This window comes from Achromobacter mucicolens (assembly GCF_902859725.1).
Classification (GTDB): Bacteria; Pseudomonadota; Gammaproteobacteria; order Burkholderiales; family Burkholderiaceae_B; genus Achromobacter; species Achromobacter mucicolens.
On record NZ_CADIJP010000008.1, the window covers coordinates 72199 to 94258 of the forward strand.

A 22060-nucleotide genomic window follows, 5' to 3' on the forward strand; every position below is an offset into this window, starting at 1 on the left:
CTTACGCTCCCTTCTTGGCCGGGGCCTTGATGGCCGGGCGCACAACGATGTCGGCGCCAGCGTGGCCGGGGACAGCGCCCTTGACCAGCAGCAGGCCGCGCTCAACGTCAACGCGAACGACGTCGAGGTTTTGAACGGTGCGGGTGACGTCACCCAGGTGACCAGCCATGCGCTTACCCGGGAAAATACGACCCGGATCCTGAGCTTGACCAATCGAGCCGGGAACGCGGTGCGAACGGGAGTTACCGTGCGACGCGCGCTGCGAACCGAAGTTGTGACGCTTGATGGTACCGGCAAAGCCCTTACCAATGGTCGTGCCCGTGACGTCGACCTGTTGGCCGGCTTCGAACACGGATTCCACGGCGATCACGGAACCGGCCGAAAATTCAGCGGCGCGAGCGGGATCAAGGCGGAATTCTTTGAGGATGCTACCGGCTTCAGCGCCGGCTTTGGCGTAGTGGCCCGTTTGCGGCTGAGCCACACGCGAGGCACGACGAGTGCCATAAGCCACCTGGATAGCGGCGTAGCCGTCGGTTTCCAGCGACTTAACTTGGGTCACGCGGTTGTTGGACACGTCCAGCACGGTCACCGGGATGGATTCACCTTCCTCGGTAAAAATGCGGGTCATGCCGACCTTGCGACCCACCAGCCCCAGCCGGTGAGCGGCGGGCGTGGGTGTCGAATTCGACATCGTTTTCTCCATTCCCGACTGCGATTGGTCGGGGCTAATCAGGCAAAAGGTAACGGCCTTTGCCCTACGACTATGTTCAACCTGGACTTGGCGCGCCGACCTCAAACTGCAGGGCGGTTTTCGCTTTATCCATAGTTAGACTTGCCACAAAATGGCAAGCTTCGCATATTAGCATGTTTTTTCTAAGCGGCACAAGCACTTAGCGGATTCAAGGCATGCGGCGGTGGGCATTTTTGCCACGGTTTGCGCGCCCGGTTCTGCGGCCAGATACGCGCATGGCCCGGCGGCGCACATTGCACGAGAGTGAGTGCCTGCTCACCTCTGCCACTGCCACTGCCACTGCAGCCGCAAAACAAAATGGCCGCAATCCCGAGGGAGTGCGGCCATTCTTGACGAACCTGCCGGCGAAGGTAGCAGGCTCGGAGCGTCTTACTGCAACGCGATTTCGACGTCGACGCCGGCCGGCAGGTCCAGACGCATCAGGGCGTCAACGGTCTTGTCGGTGGGATCAACGATGTCCATCAGGCGCTGATGGGTACGGATTTCGAACTGGTCACGCGACGTCTTGTTGACGTGCGGCGAACGCAGGACGTCATAGCGACGGATACGCGTGGGCAGCGGCACCGGACCGCGGACGACAGCGCCCGTGCGCTTGGCGGTGTCGACGATTTCGGCGGCCGATTGATCGATCAGCTTGTAATCGAAGGCTTTCAAGCGGATGCGGATCTTTTGGTTTTTCATGGCGTTTCCTAAAGAACGAGATGCGAGGGCGGGATCACGCCCTCGCTGGTTGGGTGCTGCTTAGTAGATCCGAATTACTTCAGGATCTTGGCGACGACGCCGGCGCCGACGGTACGACCGCCTTCACGGATGGCGAAACGCAGACCTTCTTCCATGGCGATCGGGGCCAGCAGCTTGACGGTCATCGTCACGTTGTCGCCCGGCAGAACCATTTCCTTGTCGGCCGGCAGGTCGATCGTGCCCGTCACGTCCGTCGTGCGGAAGTAGAACTGGGGACGATAGCCGTTGAAGAACGGGGTGTGGCGGCCGCCTTCTTCCTTGGACAGGATGTACACCTCGGACGTGAAGTCCGTGTGCGGGGTGATCGAGCCCGGCTTGGCCAGCACTTGGCCGCGCTGGACGTCTTCACGCTTGGTGCCGCGCAGCAGGATGCCCACGTTGTCGCCAGCTTGACCTTGGTCCAGCAGCTTGCGGAACATTTCCACGCCCGTGCAGGTCGTCTTGACCGTCGGAACGATACCGACGATTTCGATTTCTTCGCCGACCTTGATGATGCCGCGTTCGATACGGCCGGTCACCACGGTGCCGCGACCCGAGATCGAGAACACGTCTTCAACCGGCATCAGGAACGCGCCGTCGATGGCACGCTCAGGCGTCGGGATGTACGAATCCAGCGCAGCAGCCAGCGCCAGGATGGCCTGTTCGCCCAGTTCGCCCTTGTCGCCTTCCAGCGCCAGCTTGGCCGAACCCTTGACGATCGGGGTGTCGTCGCCCGGGAAGTCGTACTTGGACAGCAGTTCGCGAACTTCCATTTCCACCAGCTCGAGCAGCTCGGCGTCGTCAACCATGTCAGCCTTGTTCAGGAAGACGATGATGTACGGCACGCCAACCTGGCGGCTCAGCAGGATGTGCTCGCGCGTTTGCGGCATGGGACCGTCAGCGGCCGACACGACCAGGATCGCGCCGTCCATCTGGGCAGCGCCCGTGATCATGTTCTTGACGTAGTCGGCGTGGCCCGGGCAGTCAACGTGCGCGTAGTGACGCGTTTCCGTTTCGTACTCGACGTGTGCCGTGTTGATGGTAATGCCGCGTGCCTTTTCTTCAGGAGCTGCATCGATCTGGTCGTAGCCCTTGGCTTCGCCGCCGAACTTGGTCGACAGAACGGTCGTGATCGCCGCCGTCAACGTCGTTTTGCCGTGGTCAACGTGACCAATCGTACCCACGTTCACGTGCGGCTTGGTACGTTCAAACTTGCCTTTTGCCATGATCTCTATCCTTTGACTTTCAAGGAAACTTGATATCTGCCGGGGCCGTCCGGTTGGACGGACCCGGCAAGGGTTATTTACTTGGCCCGAGCGGCGATGACTTCGTCAGCGACGTTCTTGGGGGCCTCGGAGTAATGCTTGAATTCCATCGTGTACGTGGCACGGCCTTGCGTCAGCGAACGCAGGTTCGTGGCGTAACCGAACATCTCGGCCAGGGGCACTTCGGCCTTGATGGTCTTGCCACCGCCGACCATGTCATCCATGCCTTGGACCATGCCGCGACGCGAGGACAGATCGCCCATCACGGTGCCAGCGTAGTCTTCCGGCGTTTCGACTTCGACGGCCATCATCGGTTCCAGCAGCACGGGGCTAGCCTTGCGCATGCCTTCCTTGAATGCCATCGAACCGGCCATCTTGAACGCGTTTTCGTTCGAGTCCACATCGTGGTACGAACCGAAGAACAGGGTGACCTTGACGTCCACGACCGGGTAGCCGGCCAGGATGCCCGAAGGCAGCGTTTCCTGGATGCCCTTGTCCACCGCGGGGATGTATTCGCGAGGAACCACACCGCCCTTGATGGCGTCGACGAATTCGTAGCCACCGCCAGGAGCGAGGGGCTCGACCTTCAGGACCACGTGACCGTACTGGCCGCGACCGCCCGACTGCTTGACGAACTTGCCTTCGACTTCTTCGCAGACCTTGCGGATCGTTTCGCGGTAGGCCACCTGCGGCTTGCCGACGTTGGCTTCCACGCCGAATTCGCGCTTCATGCGGTCGACCAGAATTTCCAGGTGCAGCTCGCCCATGCCGGAAATGATGGTTTGGCCGGATTCTTCGTCGCTGCGCACACGGAACGACGGATCTTCCTGAGCCAGACGCGACAGCGCCAGACCCATCTTTTCCTGGTCAGCCTTCGACTTCGGCTCGACGGCCTGCGAAATCACGGGCTCCGGGAAAATCATGCGTTCGAGCAGGATGTGGGAGTCGATGTCGCACAGCGTTTCGCCGGTGGTCACGTCCTTCAGGCCGACCACGGCGGCGATGTCGCCAGCCAACACTTCCTTGATTTCTTCGCGGTTGTTCGCGTGCATCTGCAGAATGCGGCCGATACGTTCCTTCTTGCCCTTGATGGGGTTGTAGACCGTATCGCCCGACTTCAGGACGCCCGAGTACACACGCACGAAGGTCAATTGACCCACGAACGGATCGCTCATCAGCTTGAATGCCAGGGCCGAGAACTTCTCGGAGTCGTCGGCATTGCGCTGGATGGCGTTGCCATCGTCGTCCTGACCGTCGACCGGGGGAATGTCCACGGGCGAAGGCAGGTAGTCGATGACCGCGTCCAGCATGCGCTGCACGCCCTTGTTCTTGAAGGCGGTGCCACACAGCATCGGCTGGATTTCGCCGGCGATGGTGCGTTGACGAATGGCCAGGTTGATTTCGGCTTCGTCCAAGGAACCCGTTTCCAGGTACTTGTTCATCAGCTCTTCCGACGACTCGGCAGCAGCCTCAACCAGCTTTTCGCGCCATTCGTTCGCCAGACCTTCCAGCTCGGCCGGAACGTCCTTGTAGTCGAACTTGGTGCCTTGGCTGGCTTCGTCCCAAATGATCGCCTTCATCTTGACCAGGTCGACCACGCCTTGGAACGTGTCTTCGGCGCCGATGGGAATGACGATCGGCACGGGATTGGCGCGCAGGCGGTTCTTCAGCTGGTCATAGACCTTGAAGAAGTTGGCGCCGGTGCGGTCCATCTTGTTGACGAAGGCCAGACGCGGCACGCCGTACTTGTTGGCTTGGCGCCACACGGTTTCGGACTGGGGCTGAACACCGCCCACCGCGCAGTAGACCATGCAAGCACCGTCCAGGACGCGCATGGAACGTTCCACCTCGATGGTGAAGTCCACGTGTCCCGGGGTGTCGATGATGTTGATGCGGTGCTCGGGGTAGTTGCCGGCCATGCCACGCCAAAACGCCGTCGTAGCAGCCGACGTAATGGTGATGCCACGCTCTTGCTCCTGCTCCATCCAGTCCATGGTGGCTGCGCCATCATGCACTTCGCCAATCTTGTGATTGACGCCGGTGTAGAACAGGATACGTTCGGTCGTGGTGGTCTTCCCTGCATCGATGTGCGCAGAGATACCAATGTTGCGATAGCGCTCGATCGGGGTTTTGCGGGCCATGGTGGATTAATCCTTAAATTACCAGCGGAAATGGCTGAAGGCCTTGTTGGCCTCTGCCATCTTGTGCGTGTCTTCGCGCTTCTTCATCGCGGCGCCACGACCTTCGGAGGCGTCGATCAGTTCGCCAGCAAGACGCAGATCCATCGACTTCTCGCCACGCTTCTTGGCGGCTTCACGGAGCCAACGCATAGCCAGGGCCAGGCGGCGCACGGGGCGCACTTCAACCGGCACTTGGTAGTTGGCACCGCCAACGCGGCGGCTCTTCACTTCGACGATCGGCTTGATGTTGTTGATCGCCAGGCTGAACACCTCGATCGGCTCTTTGCCGGTCTTGGTGGCGACTTGCTCGAGGGCGCCGTAAACGATGCGCTCGGCGACGGCCTTCTTGCCGTCCAGCATGACGACGTTCATGAACTTGGCGAGCTCGACGCTGCCGAACTTGGGATCGGGCAGAATCTCGCGCTTGGGTACTTCGCGACGACGGGGCATTGTTGCTTCCTTGTGTCTGTTCAGTTGAACCGTGTTTCATTACACGGCCATGGCCGCCCATTGGGACGACCCCTTACGTGCCGCGCACCTTCCCATCATCTGGATGGCGCGGTCGCACTTCCCGGGTGACGGACTTCCGTCACGTGGGGGTACTGCTGACTTGTAATTAAGCCTTCTTCGGGCGCTTGGCGCCGTACTTCGAGCGGGCTTGCTTACGGTCCTTGACGCCTTGCAGGTCAAGGGAACCGCGCACGATGTGATAACGCACACCGGGCAAGTCCTTCACACGGCCGCCACGCACCAGAACCACCGAGTGCTCTTGCAGGTTGTGGCCTTCACCGCCGATGTACGAAATGACTTCGTAACCGTTGGTCAGACGCACTTTGGCAACCTTACGCAGAGCGGAGTTCGGCTTCTTGGGGGTGGTGGTGTACACGCGGGTGCACACGCCGCGGCGTTGCGGGCAGTTTTCGAGCGCGGGGCTCTTGCTTTTGATGATGCTGACTTCGCGCGGCTTGCGCACGAGTTGGCTAATGGTAGGCATGACCTTTGAAATCCCTTTTACGTACCACTGGTAAGTACTTACGTACTCGTCTCCTGGAGCGGGTGAGCTTTCGGAGAAGGCAGTTCGCGCAAAACCGCCTCAAACGTTCAAATACGTAAAAGAGCGGGCTTGCCAACAAACCATGACAAACGCACAAAATCGGGGGCAGCCAGAAAAACAGTTACTACTAGCTGGACCAAAGGACAAAAGGCTCGTGACGCACCTTCGACTATGACCCTGAACTGTCTGCCTAAACGTGCTGATTTTGCGCGCGAAATAAAGCAGTAAGCCCTTTAGCATAACTGAGATGAAGGGCTGCTGTCAAAGTTTTTTGTAAGTGTCGCCAAGCCGCGCGTTGCCGGCAAAAACCGGGCTGTTGGCTGCGGCTGACGAAAAATGGGGCCATGTAAGGGACAAACCCGGCGGACAAACCCGGCGAGCAGACCCAGCGGCCATCCGCGGTGCTTGATACCGCAGTGCTCGCGGCGCGGCCTGCGAGCAATCCCTGCCCCACGTTCTGGATTGGAGGAGTGTACCCCCTTGCGCGCTCAGCGATCAGTAAATAGATAGCCGCTGCCGTAGACGGTGCGGATCGGCAACACCACGCCTGCGTGCTCAGCCTTGCGCCGCAATCGGCTGACGATGACGTCGATGCTGCGTGCGCTGCTGGCGCGCGCTCCGCCCCCTTCCGCCTGCAACTCACTGCCCAGCACGTCGCGGCCCACGGCCTTGCCGGCCACGTTCAGCAACGCCCGCACGATAAGACGTTCGTTGGCAGACAGGGATAGCGTCACGCCAGTCGGCGCCACTAGCGTCCAACCCTGGTCGCGCAGCTCCCATCGCCCGCTGCCCGTCTCGTGCGCGTCGGCCGGCTCAGCGGTGGCGGGCAGCCGGCGCGCAAGGGCGAGAAGGATGCAGACGAGTTCGCGTGGATCCTGGGGGTCTGGCAGACACGCATCGGCGCCGCTCTGAAGACAGCGCAGGCGGTTATCCACGGACATGTTCTTGCCGACGACCACAATGCCTAGCGGCGCGGAGCCGTGCAGGCGGGCGACAAGGGCGTAGCCGATTTCACCGGATGCGCCGATGTCCAGGACCACGGCGTCAAAGTGCCCGCCGCTGAGCAGGCCGAACAATTCCAGCGTAGTGGAGCAGCCGCGGGCCGAGATGCCGGCCTGCAGCAGCGTGGATACGGACGAACCCCGTACGGCTTCGTCCGGAGACATCACAAGTATGCGCAATTGATTCATATCTGTCCCGATCTGCGTTCCCTCCCCTTGCACCGCCTGCTGTGTCGCGGCTGGTGACATCGTTGGAACAGTGTGGCGCTCGCGAACGCAACAACTCCAGTCAAGATTCGTCAACTTTGCAATGTTTGACAGTTCTTGCCATAACGTAGCCGCGGAAGGGTTTTCCCGAGTTATCATTCGTTTACATAAATCCGTCCCCTTCGTTTTGCTAGGTCGCCACACGCGCGCCTGCGCAGCCAACTTTCGCGAGAACTCGTCTAATGAAAATCGCGTCGCTGGAAGACGACCTGGATCAGGCTCGGCGCATCCAGCAGGTTCTGACCGCCGCCGGCTATGCTTGCACCAGTTATCACCAGAGCCGCGATCTGCTCGCGGCTTTGCGTACCGAAGCGTTCGACCTGGTGCTGCTGGACTGGCACCTGCCCGATATCGACGGCGACGACGTGGTCCGCTGGTTGCGCACCCATATCGGCGCGCGCATCCCTGTGATTTTCCTGACCAACCGATCGGCCGAAGATGACCTGGTCGAGGGTCTGCGCGCGGGCGCGGACGACTACATCGTCAAGCCGATGCGTCCCCTTGAACTGCTGGCCCGGGTCGCGGCGCTGCTGCGCCGAAGCCAGATCGCCGAGCCCGTGGACCAGACCATCGAAGTCGCGCGATACCGTGTCGATCCCGCCGCACGCGTCATTACGCTGGACGACGTGGCCATTACGCTGGCGCCGAAGGAATTCGAACTGGCGCTGCTGTTCTTTCGCAACATTGGGCGGCTGATGTCGCGCGATGTGCTGGCCGAGTGCGTCTGGAACCGAGAAATCCCCGCCACCTCGCGCACGCTGGACACCCACCTGTCGAACATCCGGCAAAAGCTCCAGCTTCGTCCGCAGCACGGTGTGCGGCTGACCTCCTCTTATGCACTTGGCTACCGGCTTGAACTGGTCAGCCCGACCGACGACGGCCAGAACCTTTCGCTATAGCTGCGTTGCCCGACTCCCTGGAGAATCGTTTGCCATGAGCCGCTTCCGCGCGCTTTGTTTGCTTGTCCTGGTTTCCTGCATCACGCTCGCCGCCCCCGCGCGCAGCCAGCCGGCGGGCGCATTGGGCGACGACTTCATCCACCGGGTCCGTCCCGGCGATACGTTGATTGATTTGGCCTCGCGGTACACGCACAGCCCGACCAACTGGAACCGGCTGCAGACGCTGAACAAGATCGTCACGCCCGAAACGCTGCCCATCGGGTTGGAGCTGCATATCCCGCTGGCCATGATTCCAGTGCGCGACGCGCAGGCGCAGGTGGTGCACGTGAGTGGCCGCGCAGTCCTGAATGGCAAGCCCGTGCAGCCCGGCACGCCTGTGACCGAAGGCAGCACGCTGGAGACCGCCCCCGACGGCTTCGTCACGCTGCAACTTGCCGACGGATCCCGCCTCACGCTGCCGTCCAGCGGCGCCGTGGACCTTACGCGCTTGCGGCAGTTCGAGGGCACCGCGCTGACGGATTCGGTGATCAACGTGCGCCGCGGCAGCGTGGAATCCAGCGTCGCGCCCGCGGGTCAGGGCGTAGGCCGTTTCGAGATCCGCACGCCGGTTGCAGTGACGGGTGTGCGCGGAACGCGCTTTCGCGTGCAGCGCAGCGCGCAGGGCGTGCATAGCGAAGTTTTGCAAGGCAGTGTGCGCCTGCAGGCGCATGCGCCCGGCGACGCGCCCGCCAAACCGGTTGCGGTGGCGCAAGGGTTCGGCGCCGCGGTGGGCGCCGACGGCGCCATGTCGGGCGTACGTCCGCTGCTGGCTGCGCCGCAATTGGGCGAGCCGGTTCGCGCAGGCGGCACGTGGTCGATCCCCTTCGCCCCCGTCGAAGGCGCGCAAAGCTATCTGGTGCGCGTCTCGCGCGACGCCGAAGGCCTGCTGCCCGTTTCTTCCGCCAGCTTTCCGACCCCCGACATCCGCTTTTCCGCCCCCGGCCCCGGCACGTTCTACGTGTCGGTGCGCGCCGTCGATGCCATCGGCCTTCACGGAACGGATTCGGTCCAGTCGTTCGAGGGCGCGAACATGCTGATGACGTCGTACGGGCTGGGCGTGGCCAGCGGCTCCGGCGGCCTTGTGACGCTGACCGCGTACTAAGGCACCCGCCATGCCCGACGCCGCCGACTCGCTCGACCGGTCCTGGCGGTCCGGCCTGTGGCTGACATTGGCGCTGGCAGCGTTGGCGGCGTTTCTTGGCGCGTTCAACGGCCTGGGCCGTCTGGACCAGGTCTTCTATGACCGCGCGGTCATGCTGACGGGCAGGCCCGCCGACCCGGATATCCTGATCGTGGCGATCGACGACGCCAGCATCGACGCGCTGGGCCGCTGGCCGTGGCGGCGCGCCATCCACGCCGCCCTGCTCGACCGGCTGACCGGCGCGCGCGCCGTGGGATTGGATCTCATCTTTGCCGAACCCGACAAGATCAATGCCGACGACGATGCAATCCTTGCAGACAGCATCCGTCGCAATGGGCATACCGTGCTGCCGGTGGTGCTGGACCGCCTGAAGAACCCGACGGCCATCGGATTGCCCATTGCGGAACTGGCGCAAACGTCCGCTTCCACAGGCTTCATCAATGCGGTCATCGACTCGGATGGCGTCGTGCGCGAAGCCGCTCTCACCGCGCAGTTTGCCGGAGATCGCCGCAACCACCTGGCCATCTCGATGCTGGAAGTTGGCGGCCAAGCCGACGAGGCGCAACGTCTGCTCAAGCGCGCCGATGCCGACGGCCGCATCCTGATTCCGTATGCGGGTCCTCCAGGCCATGTGCGGACGGTGTCGTACCTTTCCGTGCTGCGCGGCGACTTGCGGCCGGAAGATCTGCGCGGCAAGTATGTGCTCGTGGGTGCTTGGGCCACCGGCCTGGGCGACGATTACCCGACGCCGGTGTCGCACGACGCCAACGGCATATCGGGCGTGGAGATCGTCGCCAACGTCCTGCAGGCCGCGCGCGACGACATCGCATTCCAGCGGCCGCCGGCTGCGTGGAGCGCGCTGTTCGCGGCGTTGCCGGTGTTGCTGGCCTGCCTGGCCTTGTGGCGCCTGGCGCCCAAGAAGGCGCTGCTCGTCACCCTTGGGTTGCTTGCCGTGATCCCCGCGGCAGCGTGGCTGTTGCTGGCCCACGCCTATCTGTGGTTCGCGCCCACTGCGGCACTGGCGGGCGTGGCGCTGTGCTATCCGCTCTGGAGCTGGCGTAACCAGGAAGCCGCGCTGCGCTATATGGACACGGAGTTGCAGCGTTTGCAGCGCGAGTACCCGCCGATCCTGAATGAAGCCCGCGTGCAGCTTGCCAATCCCAGCGCCTCGCTGGAGAGCCGGGTCGGCGAACTTCGGCGCGCACTGGCGCGGGTGCGCAACCTGCGGCGGTTCCTGGCTGACGGGCTCGACGGCATGCCCGATGCGACGCTGGTGTTCGACCAGGAAGGCCGCGTGCGATTTCGCAACCAGGCCGCCATCATGTTCTTCCAGCAACTGGGCATTCGTCCGCCGCGCATCGGCCGGCCGGCGGCGCATCTGCTTGAACACACCTTTGCCGACGACGCTGCGCGGGCGCGCGTGGCCGACGCGCTGAGCGGCCGTCCGCCAGCCGATTCGGCTTCCCCCTGGAGCGCCGACCTCGAAGTGCGCGACCGGGCAGGCCGCGACCTGATCCTGAAATGCGCCCCCATCCACACGGCCGAGGGCCAGTTCGCGGGCACGGTGGCCACGCTGACCGACATTTCCAATATCCGTCAGGCCGAGCGGCAGCGCGAAGAGACGTTGCGCTTCATCTCGCATGACATGCGCTCGCCGCAAAGCTCGATCCTCGCATTGGTGGAACTGGCGCAGGAAGGCGGGCAACAGGAAGTTCCGCCCGACACGCTTTCGCGCATTGCGCTGCTGGCCAACCGCACGCTCATGCTGGTCGACGACTTCGTGCATCTGACCCGCGCCGAATCGATGCCGATCAGCACCATCGAACTGGATCTGGGCGGGTTGCTGCAGGACGCCGTCGACGATCTCTGGCCGTCCGCCAACAAGCGCGGCATCGCATTGGAAGCCAGCACGCCGCTACCGGTCGCCTACACGCGCGGCGAGCAGACGCTGCTGATGCGCGCGCTGTGCAATCTGGTCGACAACGCCATCAAATACAGCGCGAGCGGCACGCGTGTCGATTGCAGCATCGATGAGCAACACGGCTTCTGGTGCGTGCGCATCAAGGACCAGGGCCAGGGCATCGCGGCGCAGGACGTGGCCCGGCTGTTCGAGCCCTTTGCCCGTGTCGGCGCCGACAATCGCGACGACGTTGGCGGGGCGGGGCTGGGACTGGCATTCGTGCATACCGTGGCCGGACGGCACGGCGGGCGAATCGAAGTGCAGAGCGAGCTCGGCGCAGGCTCCGAATTCATCCTGCACCTGCCAAAGGCGTAGGTCGCGATCCTATTGGAAGGTGTGCGAGATGACCGCGGGCTTGCCCGGTCTGACCTCGAGCGTCATACGAAAGGGCGGCAGGTCTGCGTTGCGCACGACCACCTGATACTTGCCCGGAATCAGCTTGAGCTCCTTCACGGGCGGACTGATTCCCCTCGCCACGCCGTTGATCCAGACTTCGCCCCAGGGGCGGATGTCCACCCGCACGGTAACCGGCACCGGTTTGGGCTTGGGCGCCTCTTCGGCAACCGAAGCTGCCGGCGCGGTTTCCTGCGCCGTGGGCGCGGGCGGCGGCTCGGCGGCACTTGGCGAATCCGCCTGCGTGCGCGCAGACGGCGAACCCTGCCCGGCGGCCGGGCCAGTCGCGGTTGCTTGGCCCCCAGCGGCGGCGCCGGCCGTCAAGGGCGGCAGGTCGGCGGGCGCTTGCGATGCCGCCGGCGCGGGTTTAGGCGTGGATGTAGGCGTGGGCGCGGGCACTGTCGCGGCAGGCTGCGGCAAGGGATGCACGACGGGCGGATTGGGCTGTACGACTTCCGAGCGGGTAATCAGCGCATTGGGACTGCCCTTGCCCCAATGGAACCACGCATAGATGCCCGCGCCGATCAGCGCGAGGATCAGCAGCCAGAACAGCAGCGGACCGCGCCGGCGGGCGGGCTCGCGCCGTTGCGCGAAACCGGCCACAGGCGGGGGCTTGGCCGTCTCGACCGATTCGTCTTCCGGCTCGGCCGGTTCGTCGTAGGCGGCGACGCCAAGCAGGCTGGCCAGCTCCGCCAACGACTGCGGGCGAGCCTTGGTGTCCATCGCCAGGCCGGCATCGATGACCCGCAGGAAATCCTGTCCGTACTTGGGCAGTCCCATGTCCGCCAGCGCTTCGTATTCGTCGTGGGCGCGGCGCTCGGGCGCCGGCGGGGGCCGGCTGCCGATCACAAGCGCGTACGCCACGGCGCACAAGGAATAGATGTCGGTCCATGGTCCGCGCGGCCATTCCACGGAATCCGTGTACAGCTCGAACGGCGCAAAGCCGGCTGCCGGCGTCCTGCTGGCCCGGCGCGAGCGCGCCACCACCAGCTCGGGCAGCAGATGCGCCCGCGCCCCTTCATCCATGCCCACGGTTTCGAGCGAGATGTCGCCGCAGATTTCCCCTTGCGCATGCAATGCGATAAGCGAAGGCAGAAGATCGGACAGGAGCCGCTTGATGCGCGATTCCGGCACCCCGCCCGCCGCGCTGGCGGCAATGGCGCTCAATGGGCGAAGCGCCAACGGCGCAGCGCCTGAAAAGGGGCCACGCGGCGTCAACAAGCCGGCGGGTGTAGACATCATCGAAGCTGCGCAGATGCGCCAATAACAGGTTCAGGGGCTATTTAGGCGGAATATTATCCAATCCGCAACGGCAGGACATTGCCGAAAATGTCCGAGCGCATCAGGCTGTGGCACGATAGCGTACCGCGTCACCATCCTACATCTTTGGAAGCCATGAAAATTCGCATCCTGAGCAGTCTGCTTGGCGTATCGGCCCTGTTGGCCGGTTGCACGGGCATCTCCAAATTGCAACCCGAGAGCCCTCCAACGGCCGAAGCCCTGGCCGAACTGCAGCAGGTGCGCGACCAGTACAGCGCCGGGCGCTACGGAGAAGTCATCCGCGGCGTCGCCCGTTCCGACACCCTGGCCACCTCATCCAAAGCGGTACGCATCGAGGCCTACAAGCTTCAGGCTTTCAGCTACTGCGTCACGCGATATACGCAGCTCTGCGAGGACAGCTTCGCGCGCATCCTGTTTCTGGATCCGGCCTTCGAACTAGCGCCCAACGAAGCTGGCCACCCCGTATGGGGACCGGCCTTCCAGCGCGCCCGCGCCCAGGCGGCCAAATAGTCCTGCCGCACCCTTTCTTTCGCAAGTAAAAAGGCCGCTGATTCTCATCAGCGGCCTTTTGATTTTCAGGCTTGCCCGCGAACCTCGCGCGGCAAGCCTGCCGGAGACTTCCGCTTATTCGGCGGAATCCTCGGTACCCACGTCGGAAGCAGGCGTCTCGGCGTCCGAGCCCACCGTGACCGGCGCGTCCTCGAACGGGTTGGCCTGCTGGCGGGCGGCTTCGCGTTCCGCGGCCTCCAGCAATTCCTTGTCGCGGCGTGCGTGGTGGTAAGCCAGGCCGGTACCCGCCGGGATGAGGCGGCCGACGATGACGTTTTCCTTCAAGCCGCGCAGGTCGTCGCGCTTGCCCATGATGGCAGCTTCGGTCAGGACCCGGGTGGTTTCCTGGAACGAGGCGGCCGAGATGAACGAGTCGGTCGACAGCGAGGCCTTCGTGATACCCAGCAGCACGTTGTCGTACGTGGCCGGACGCAGGTCGGCAGCCGTGACGCGGTCGTTCTCGTTGAGCAGCTCGGAGCGCTCGACCTGCTCGCCCGGGATGAACTCGGTATCGCCCGCATCGACGATGTTCACACGGCGCAGCATCTGACGAACAATCACTTCGATGTGCTTGTCGTTGATCTTCACGCCCTGCAGACGGTAAACGTCCTGCACTTCGTCGACGATGTACGTCGCCAGCTTCTCGATGCCTTGCAGGCGCAGGATGTCGTGGGGATCGGCCGGGCCGTCCACGATCATTTCGCCCTTGTTCACCACCTGGCCGTCGTGCACCAGAACCTGCTTTTCCTTCGGAATCAGGAACTCGTGGCTCACGCCTTCCAGGTCGGTGATGACCAGACGCTGCTTGCCCTTGGTGTCCTTACCGAACGACACCGTACCGGTGACGTCAGCGAGCATGCCGGCGTCCTTCGGCGAACGGGCTTCGAACAGTTCGGCCACACGCGGCAGACCGCCGGTAATGTCGCGGGTCTTTTGCGATTCTTGCGGAATACGCGCCAGAACTTCACCCACGGCAACCTGCTGGCCGTCGCGCACCGTGATCAGGGCGCCCACCGGGAACGAGATGTTCACCGAGTGATCGGTGCCGGCGATCTTGACGTCTTCGCCGTTCTCGTTGACCAGCTTGATCTGCGGACGCATGACGATCTTGCCGCCACGGGTCTTGGGCGTGATGACGACGAGCGTCGACAGGCCGGTGACTTCGTCCACCTGCTTGGCAACGGTCACGCCTTCTTCGATGTTCTCGAAGCGGACGGCGCCGCCGTATTCCGACACGATCGGACGGGTCAGCGGATCCCACGTCGCCAGACGCGCGCCGGCCTTCACGGCCTCGCCATCGCCCACCAGCACGGTCGCGCCGTACGGGATCTTGTGGCGTTCGCGTTCGCGGCCGTTGTCGTCGAAGATCGCCAGTTCGCCCGAGCGCGAGATCGCGACACGTTCGCCCTTGGCGTTCGTGACGTAACGCATCGTGCTGGCAAAGCCGACCGTACCGGTCGACTTCGTTTCCACCGCGCTGGCCAGAGCCGAACGCGACGCCGCGCCACCGATGTGGAACGTACGCATCGTGAGCTGCGTGCCCGGTTCACCGATGGACTGCGCCGCGATGACGCCGACAGCCTCGCCCTGGTTGACGGACGAACCGCGGCCCAGGTCACGGCCATAGCAATGCGCGCACAGACCATGACGCGTTTCGCAGGTCAGCGGCGTGCGGACCTTGACTTCGTCCACGCCGATGCGGTCGATGGTGTCGACCAGGTCTTCGTCCAGCAGGGTGCCGGCGACGATGGCCGTTTCCTGCGTGTCCGGATTGACGATGTCCACGGCAGCCACGCGGCCCAGGATACGGTCGCGCAACGGTTCGATGACTTCACCGCCTTCGACCAGGGCCTTCATGTTGTAGCCCTGCGAAGTGCCGCAGTCGTCTTCCGTAATGACCAGATCCTGCGTCACGTCGACCAGACGGCGGGTCAGGTAACCCGAGTTCGCGGTCTTCAGTGCCGTGTCGGCCAGACCCTTACGCGCACCGTGAGTGGAAATGAAGTACTGGAGTACGTTCAGGCCTTCACGGAAGTTCGCGGTAATGGGCGTTTCGATAATCGAGCCGTCCGGCTTGGCCATCAGGCCGCGCATGCCGGCCAGCTGGCGGATCTGGGCGGCCGAACCGCGGGCGCCCGAGTCAGCCATCATGTAGATGGAGTTGAACGATTCCTGGCGCACTTCCTCGCCGTGACGGTTGGTCACGGGCTCGGTGGCCAGCTGTTCCATCATCGCCTTGCCGACCTTGTCGCCAGCCTTGCCCCAGATGTCCACAACGTTGTTGTAGCGCTCTTGGGACGTGACCAGACCCGACGAGTACTGCTTGTCGATTTCCTTCACTTCGCGGCTGGCTTCGGCCAGGATGCCTTCCTTGGCGGTCGGGATCAGCATGTCGCCCATGGCGATCGAGATACCGCCGCGCGTGGCCAGGCGGAAGCCCGACTGCATCAGCTTGTCGGCGAAGATCACCGTGTCGCGCAGGCCGCAGCGGCGGAACGACTGGTTGATCAGACGCGAGATTTCCTTCTTCTTCAGCGCCTTGTTCAGAACGGTGAAGGGCAGGCCCTTGGGCAGGATCTCGGACAGCAGCGCACGGCCGACCGTCGTCTCGTGACGGCGGATGACCGGTTGCCATTCGCCGTTCTCGTCGCGCTCGTGTTCCTTCAGGCGCACGGTGATGCGGCTTTGCAGCTCGACTTCGTTGTTGTCGTAGGCGCGCTGGACTTCAGCGACGTCCATGAAGAAGATGCCTTCGCCACGGCCGTTGATGCGCTCGCGGGTCGTGTAGTACAGACCCAGCACGATGTCCTGCGACGGCACGATCGACGGTTCGCCGTTGGCGGGGAACAGCACGTTGTTCGAGGCCAGCATCAGCGTACGCGCTTCCAGCTGGGCTTCCAGCGACAGCGGCACGTGAACAGCCATCTGGTCACCGTCGAAGTCGGCGTTGAACGCCGCGCAAACCAGCGGGTGCAGCTGGATCGCCTTGCCTTCGATCAGCACCGGCTCGAACGCCTGGATGCCCAGACGGTGCAGCGTCGGCGCACGGTTCAGCATGACCGGGTGTTCGCGGATGACCTCTTCCAGGATGTCCCAGACCACCGGTTCCTGGCTTTCGACCAGTTTCTTGGCAGCCTTGATGGTCGTGGCCAAGCCCATCATCTCCAGACGATTGAAGATGAACGGCTTGAACAGTTCCAGGGCCATCAGCTTGGGCAGGCCGCATTGATGCAGCTTGAGCTGCGGACCCACCACGATGACCGAACGGCCCGAATAGTCGACGCGCTTGCCCAGCAGGTTCTGACGGAAACGACCGCTCTTGCCCTTGATCATGTCGGCCAGCGACTTCAGCTGGCGCTTGTTGGCGCCCGTCATGGCCTTGCCACGGCGGCCGTTGTCCAGCAGCGAGTCGACAGCTTCCTGCAGCATGCGCTTTTCGTTGCGCAGGATGATCTCAGGCGCCTTGAGCTCCAGGAGGCGCTTCAGGCGGTTGTTGCGGTTGATGACGCGGCGGTACAGGTCGTTCAGGTCGGAGGTCGCGAAGCGGCCGCCGTCCAGCGGCACCAGCGGACGCAGGTCCGGCGGCAGCACGGGCAGCACTTCCATGACCATCCACTCGGCCTTGATGCCGGACTTCTGGAAGCCTTCCAGCACCTTCAGGCGCTTGGAGATCTTCTTGATCTTGGCTTCCGAGCTGGTGGCCTTCAGCTCGCCGCGCAGCGTTTCCACTTCGCGGTCGATGTCGATGGTGCGCAGCAGTTCACGCACGGCTTCGGCGCCCATCAGGGCACGGAAGTCGTCGCCGTATTCCTCGGTCTTGGCCAGGAAATCGTCGTCCGACATGATCTGGCCGCGCTTGAGCGGCGTCATGCCGGGTTCGATCACGCACCAGGCTTCGAAGTACAGCACGCGTTCGATGTCGCGCAGGGTCATGTCGAGCACCATGCCCAGACGCGACGGCAGGCTCTTCAGGAACCAGATGTGCGCGACGGGGCTGGCCAGCTCGATGTGGCCCATGCGTTCACGGCGAACCTTGGCGACGGTGACTTCAACGCCGCACTTTTCGCAGATCACGCCACGGTGCTTCAGGCGCTTGTACTTGCCGCACAGGCACTCGTAGTCCTTGATCGGGCCAAAGATCTTGGAGCAGAACAGACCGTCACGCTCAGGCTTGAACGTGCGGTAGTTGATGGTCTCGGGCTTGCGAACTTCGCCGTAGGACCACGAACGGATCTTCTCGGGCGAGGCGATGCCGATCTTGATGGCATCGAACTGCTCGTCTTGCGAGACTTGCTTAAAGAGGTCGAGTAGCGCTTTCATTAGTTACGCTCCAAATCCATGTCCAGGGCCAACGAGCGGATTTCCTTGACCAGAACGTTGAACGATTCCGGCATGCCGGCATCGATCACGTGGTCGCCCTTGACGATGTTCTCGTAAACCTTGGTACGACCGTTGATGTCGTCCGACTTCACCGTCAGCATTTCCTGCAGGGTGTAGGCGGCGCCGTATGCTTCCAGCGCCCACACTTCCATTTCCCCGAAACGCTGGCCGCCGAACTGCGCCTTGCCGCCCAGCGGCTGCTGCGTGACCAGCGAGTACGGGCCGGTGGAACGGGCGTGCATCTTGTCGTCGACCAAGTGGTGCAGCTTCAGGTAGTGCATGTAGCCGACCGTCACGGGGCGTTCGAACTGCTCGCCCGTGCGGCCGTCGAACAGCCATGCCTGCGTGCGCGAAGGCGTCAGCGCCATGCGTTCGGCGACGTCGTCCGGATAGGCCAGTTCCAGCATCTTGGTGATTTCCTCTTCGGTCGCGCCGTCGAAGACGGGCGTCGCGAACGGCACGCCGTTCTTGAGGTTCTGGGCCATTTCCATGACTTCGTCATCGGTCAGCTCGTCGATGCGCGCGCCGGTGCCGGTCGTGTTGTAGACCTTGTCCAGGTAGGCGCGGACGTTCTTGACCTGCGCCGTGCGCTCGTCACGCAGCATGTCGGCGATGCGATGGCCAACACCCTTGGCAGCCCAGCCCAAGTGAACTTCCAGCACCTGGCCGACGTTCATCCGCGAGGGCACGCCCAGCGGGTTCAGAACGATGTCGGCCGGCGTGCCGTCAGCCATGTGGGGCATGTCTTCCACCGGGGTGATGCGCGAAACCACACCCTTGTTGCCGTGACGGCCTGCCATCTTGTCGCCAGGTTGCAGACGACGCTTCACGGCCAGGTAGACCTTGATCATCTTCAGCACGCCCGGGGGCAGCTCGTCGCCCTGCGTCAGCTTCTTGCGCTTCTCTTCGAAGGCCAGATCGAACTGGTGACGCTTTTGCTCGAGCGATTCCTTGGCCTGTTCCAGCACGACGGCGTGCGGCTCGTCGGCCAGACGGATGTCGAACCACTGCCAGCGATCCAGATCGGCCAGGTAGGCCTTGGTGATCGTCGCGCCCTTGGCCAGCTTGCGCGGGCCGCCGTTGACGGTCTTGTTGATCAGCATCTTTTCGATACGATCGAACTGGTCGTTTTCAACGATGCGCAGCTGGTCGTTCAGGTCCTGGCGATAGCGGCGCAGTTCATCGTCGATGATGGACTGGGCGCGCTTGTCGCGCACGATGCCTTCACGCGTGAACACTTGCACGTCGATCACGGTGCCGGTCATGCCCGAGGGCACGCGCAGCGAGGTGTCCTTAACGTCGGACGCCTTTTCACCGAAGATGGCGCGCAGCAGCTTTTCTTCCGGCGTCAGCTGGGTTTCGCCCTTGGGCGTGACCTTGCCGACCAGCACGTCGTCGGCGCTGACTTCGGCGCCGATGTAGGTGATGCCGGAATCGTCCAGACGGTTCAACTGCGTTTCAGCCAGGTTGCTGATGTCGCGGGTGATTTCTTCCGGTCCGAGCTTCGTATCGCGAGCGACAACGGTCAGTTCCTCGATGTGCACCGAGGTGTAGCGGTCATCCGCCACGACCTTTTCGGAGATCAGGATCGAGTCTTCGAAGTTGTAGCCGTTCCAGGGCATGAACGCGATCAGCATGTTCTGACCCAGGGCGAGTTCGCCCAGGTCGGTCGATGCGCCGTCAGCCAGCACGTCGCCCTTGGCAACGCGGTCGCCACGCTTGACGATCGGACGCTGGTTGATGTTCGTGTTCTGGTTGGAACGCGTGTACTTGATCAGGTTGTAGATGTCGACGCCCACTTCGCCAGCGACGTTCTCTTCGTCGTTCACGCGAATCACGACGCGCTCGGCGTCGACGTGGTCGACCAGACCGCCACGCAGCGCCTGCACGGTGGTGCCCGAGTCAACGGCCACGGTGCGCTCGATACCCGTACCCACGACCGGCTTTTCCGGACGCAGGCAAGGCACGGCCTGACGTTGCATGTTGGCGCCCATCAGTGCGCGGTTCGCGTCATCGTGTTCCAGGAACGGAATCAGCGAGGCAGCGACCGACACGATCTGCGACGGGGCAACGTCCATGTAGTGCACGTTGGCCGGGGCGGTCAGCATCGTTTCGCCAGCTTCACGGCAGGCGACCAGGTCGTCCACGAAACGGCCTTCTTCGTCGAGCGCGGCGTTGGCCTGCGCGATGACGTAGTGGCTTTCTTCGATGGCCGACAGGTAATCGATCTGCTCGCTGACGCGGCCGTCGATGATCTTGCGGTAAGGCGTTTCCAGGAAGCCGTACTCGTTCAAGCGAGCGTACAGCGCCATGGAGTTGATCAGACCGATGTTCGGGCCTTCCGGCGTTTCGATCGGGCAGACACGGCCGTAGTGGGTCGGGTGCACGTCGCGGACTTCAAAGCCGGCGCGCTCGCGGGTCAGACCGCCCGGGCCCAGTGCGGAAACACGACGCTTGTGCGTGATTTCCGACAGCGGGTTGGTCTGGTCCATGAACTGCGAGAGCTGGCTCGAACCGAAGAACTCCTTGATGGCAGCCGAGATCGGCTTGGAGTTGATCAGGTCGTGCGGCATCAGGTTTTCGGTCTCGGCCTGGCCCAGACGTTCCTTGACGGCGCGCTCGACGCGCACGAGACCGGCGCGGAACTGGTTTTCGGCCAGTTCGCCCACGCAACGCACGCGGCGATTGCCCAAGTGATCGATGTCATCGATCTGGCCACGGCCGTTACGCAGCTCAACCAGCACCTTGATGGTTTCAAGGATGTCTTCGTTGGTCAGCGTCATCGGGCCGGTGATGTCCTCACCACGGCCCAGACGGCTGTTGACCTTCATGCGGCCGACGCGCGACAGGTCGTACGTCTCTTCGCTGTAGAACAGACGCTGGAACAGCGCTTCCACCGCTTCTTCGGTGGGCGGCTCGCCAGGACGCATCATGCGGTAGATGGCAACGCGCGCGGCCATCTGGTCGGCGGTTTCATCGGTGCGCAGCGTTTGCGAGATGTACGGACCGCGGTCCAGGTCGTTCGTGTAGAGCGCCTGGAACTCGTGCACGTTGGCGGCGCGCAGGGCGCCGAGCACGCTTTCCGTGATCTCGTCGTTGGCGTTGGCGATGACTTCGCCGGTATCTTCGTCAACGATGTTCTTGGCCAGCACGCGGCCGTACAGGAAATCTTCCGGCACGGAGATGCGCTGGATGCCGCCGGCAGCCAGGTCACGCAGGTGCTTGGCGTTGATGCGCTTGTCCTTCTCGACGATCACCTTGCCCGAACGGTCGGCGATGTCGAAACGGGCCATTTCGCCCTTCCAACGCTCAGGCACGAACTCCATCATCGCGCCTTCGCTCTTAAGTTCGAAGTTGTCGAAGTCGAAGAAGTTGGCCAGGATGGTTTCCGGCGTCATGCCGATGGCCTTGCACAGGATCGTGACAGGCATCTTGCGGCGGCGGTCGACGCGGAAGAACAGGACGTCCTTCGGGTCGAATTCGAAGTCCAGCCACGAGCCGCGGTAAGGAATCACGCGGGCCGAGAACAGGAGCTTGCCGGAGCTGTGCGTCTTGCCGCGGTCGTGTTCGAAGAACACGCCAGGCGAGCGGTGCAGCTGCGAAACGATGACACGCTCCGTGCCGTTGATGACGAAGGAACCCGTGCCCGTCATGAGCGGAATTTCGCCCATGTAGACTTCCTGTTCCTTCACTTCCTTCACGGTGGGCTTGCTGACTTCGCGGTCAAGCAGCACCAGGCGGACCTTGGCTCGCAGGGGCGAGGCATAGGTCAGGCCACGTTGCTGACATTCCTTGACATCGAACACCGGTTCGCCGAGCACATAGCTCACGAACTCCAAGCGCGCCATACCGTTGTGACTAACGATCGGGAAAATCGACGTAAACGCCGCCTGCAAACCGTCGGCTACGCGTTCGGACGGGGCGGTATCCGCCTGCAGGAAAGTTAGGTAGGATTGAAGCTGTGTCGCCAAAAGGAAAGGAACGTTTTGAACGTCTTCACGCTTGGCGAAGCTTTTGCGGATGCGCTTTTTTTCGGTGTACGAGTAAGGCATGAGCACTCCGACTCGAGGTTGCATGGGCCGTCAACCACGGCCCCAGGTGATACGACTCCAGGAAACCCCACTGAATGGGCATACCCCCAGTAGGGGTTTCCTGGAAACGCAAAAGCCCGGGGACTGCA

General features: G+C 63.1%; 14 protein-coding genes. 4 read left to right on the top strand and 10 right to left on the bottom strand.

The window, feature by feature from the left end; genetic code table 11:
* Position 1: 1 nt before the first annotated feature.
* The 7 genes from rplC to HV786_RS11915 all read right to left on the bottom strand — a co-directional run bounded on the left by rplC (position 2) and on the right by HV786_RS11915 (position 7160).
* Positions 2–691: a 50S ribosomal protein L3 gene (gene rplC / locus HV786_RS11885; RefSeq protein ID WP_056327035.1), complete on the bottom strand. Its 690-nt coding sequence runs from the start codon at positions 689–691 to the stop codon at positions 2–4.
* A gap of 429 nt (positions 692–1120) precedes the next feature.
* Complete coding sequence (gene rpsJ / locus HV786_RS11890; protein ID WP_003806903.1) at positions 1121–1432, bottom strand: 30S ribosomal protein S10; 312 nt, start codon at positions 1430–1432, stop codon at positions 1121–1123.
* A gap of 74 nt (positions 1433–1506) precedes the next feature.
* The gene (tuf, locus tag HV786_RS11895; protein WP_062839263.1) at positions 1507–2697 is read right to left on the bottom strand and encodes an elongation factor Tu; all 1191 of its coding nucleotides are present in this window, start codon (positions 2695–2697) and stop codon (positions 1507–1509) included.
* 77 nt (positions 2698–2774) lie between these two features.
* Positions 2775–4877 carry an elongation factor G gene (fusA, locus tag HV786_RS11900; RefSeq protein WP_128829646.1) on the bottom strand — a complete coding sequence of 701 codons (2103 nt, stop codon included), beginning with the start codon at positions 4875–4877 and terminating at the stop codon, positions 2775–2777.
* A gap of 18 nt (positions 4878–4895) precedes the next feature.
* On the bottom strand, positions 4896–5366 hold the full coding sequence (gene rpsG, locus HV786_RS11905) for a 30S ribosomal protein S7 (RefSeq protein WP_006389600.1): 471 nt from the start codon (positions 5364–5366) through the stop codon (positions 4896–4898).
* A gap of 166 nt (positions 5367–5532) precedes the next feature.
* Positions 5533–5910 carry a 30S ribosomal protein S12 gene (gene rpsL, locus HV786_RS11910; protein WP_005017264.1) on the bottom strand — a complete coding sequence of 126 codons (378 nt, stop codon included), beginning with the start codon at positions 5908–5910 and terminating at the stop codon, positions 5533–5535.
* A gap of 548 nt (positions 5911–6458) precedes the next feature.
* Positions 6459–7160: a response regulator transcription factor gene (locus HV786_RS11915; RefSeq protein ID WP_128829647.1), complete on the bottom strand. Its 702-nt coding sequence runs from the start codon at positions 7158–7160 to the stop codon at positions 6459–6461.
* Positions 7161–7420: 260 nt separating this feature from the next.
* On the opposite strand from HV786_RS11915, the gene HV786_RS11920 reads away from it, so the two are divergent.
* Genes HV786_RS11920 through HV786_RS11930 form a run of 3 tightly spaced genes read left to right on the top strand, consistent with a single transcriptional unit; the run spans position 7421 to position 11592 of the window.
* Positions 7421–8137, top strand: a complete 717-nt coding sequence (locus HV786_RS11920; RefSeq protein WP_128829648.1) for a response regulator transcription factor — start codon at positions 7421–7423, stop codon at positions 8135–8137.
* A 34-nt stretch (positions 8138–8171) separates the two neighbouring features.
* Complete coding sequence (locus tag HV786_RS11925) at positions 8172–9278, top strand: FecR domain-containing protein (RefSeq protein WP_175210937.1); 1107 nt, start codon at positions 8172–8174, stop codon at positions 9276–9278.
* A 10-nt stretch (positions 9279–9288) separates the two neighbouring features.
* On the top strand, positions 9289–11592 hold the full coding sequence (locus HV786_RS11930; RefSeq protein ID WP_175210940.1) for a CHASE2 domain-containing protein: 2304 nt from the start codon (positions 9289–9291) through the stop codon (positions 11590–11592).
* Between the two features lie 9 nt (positions 11593–11601).
* On the opposite strand, the gene HV786_RS11935 is transcribed toward HV786_RS11930, so the two are convergent.
* Complete coding sequence (locus HV786_RS11935) at positions 11602–12909, bottom strand: serine/threonine-protein kinase (RefSeq protein ID WP_175210942.1); 1308 nt, start codon at positions 12907–12909, stop codon at positions 11602–11604.
* Between the two features lie 156 nt (positions 12910–13065).
* Between HV786_RS11935 and HV786_RS11940 the strand changes: the two genes are divergently transcribed.
* On the top strand, positions 13066–13461 hold the full coding sequence (locus tag HV786_RS11940) for a TssQ family T6SS-associated lipoprotein (protein WP_128829796.1): 396 nt from the start codon (positions 13066–13068) through the stop codon (positions 13459–13461).
* Positions 13462–13575: 114 nt separating this feature from the next.
* On the opposite strand, the gene rpoC is transcribed toward HV786_RS11940, so the two are convergent.
* Together rpoC and rpoB are read right to left on the bottom strand one after the other, a co-directional pair.
* Positions 13576–17820 carry a DNA-directed RNA polymerase subunit beta' gene (rpoC, locus tag HV786_RS11945; RefSeq protein WP_056320718.1) on the bottom strand — a complete coding sequence of 1415 codons (4245 nt, stop codon included), beginning with the start codon at positions 17818–17820 and terminating at the stop codon, positions 13576–13578.
* Complete coding sequence (gene rpoB / locus HV786_RS11950; protein WP_128829650.1) at positions 17820–21932, bottom strand: DNA-directed RNA polymerase subunit beta; 4113 nt, start codon at positions 21930–21932, stop codon at positions 17820–17822. Before rpoB ends, rpoC begins: the two co-directional genes overlap by 1 nt.
* Positions 21933–22060 lie beyond the last annotated feature (128 nt).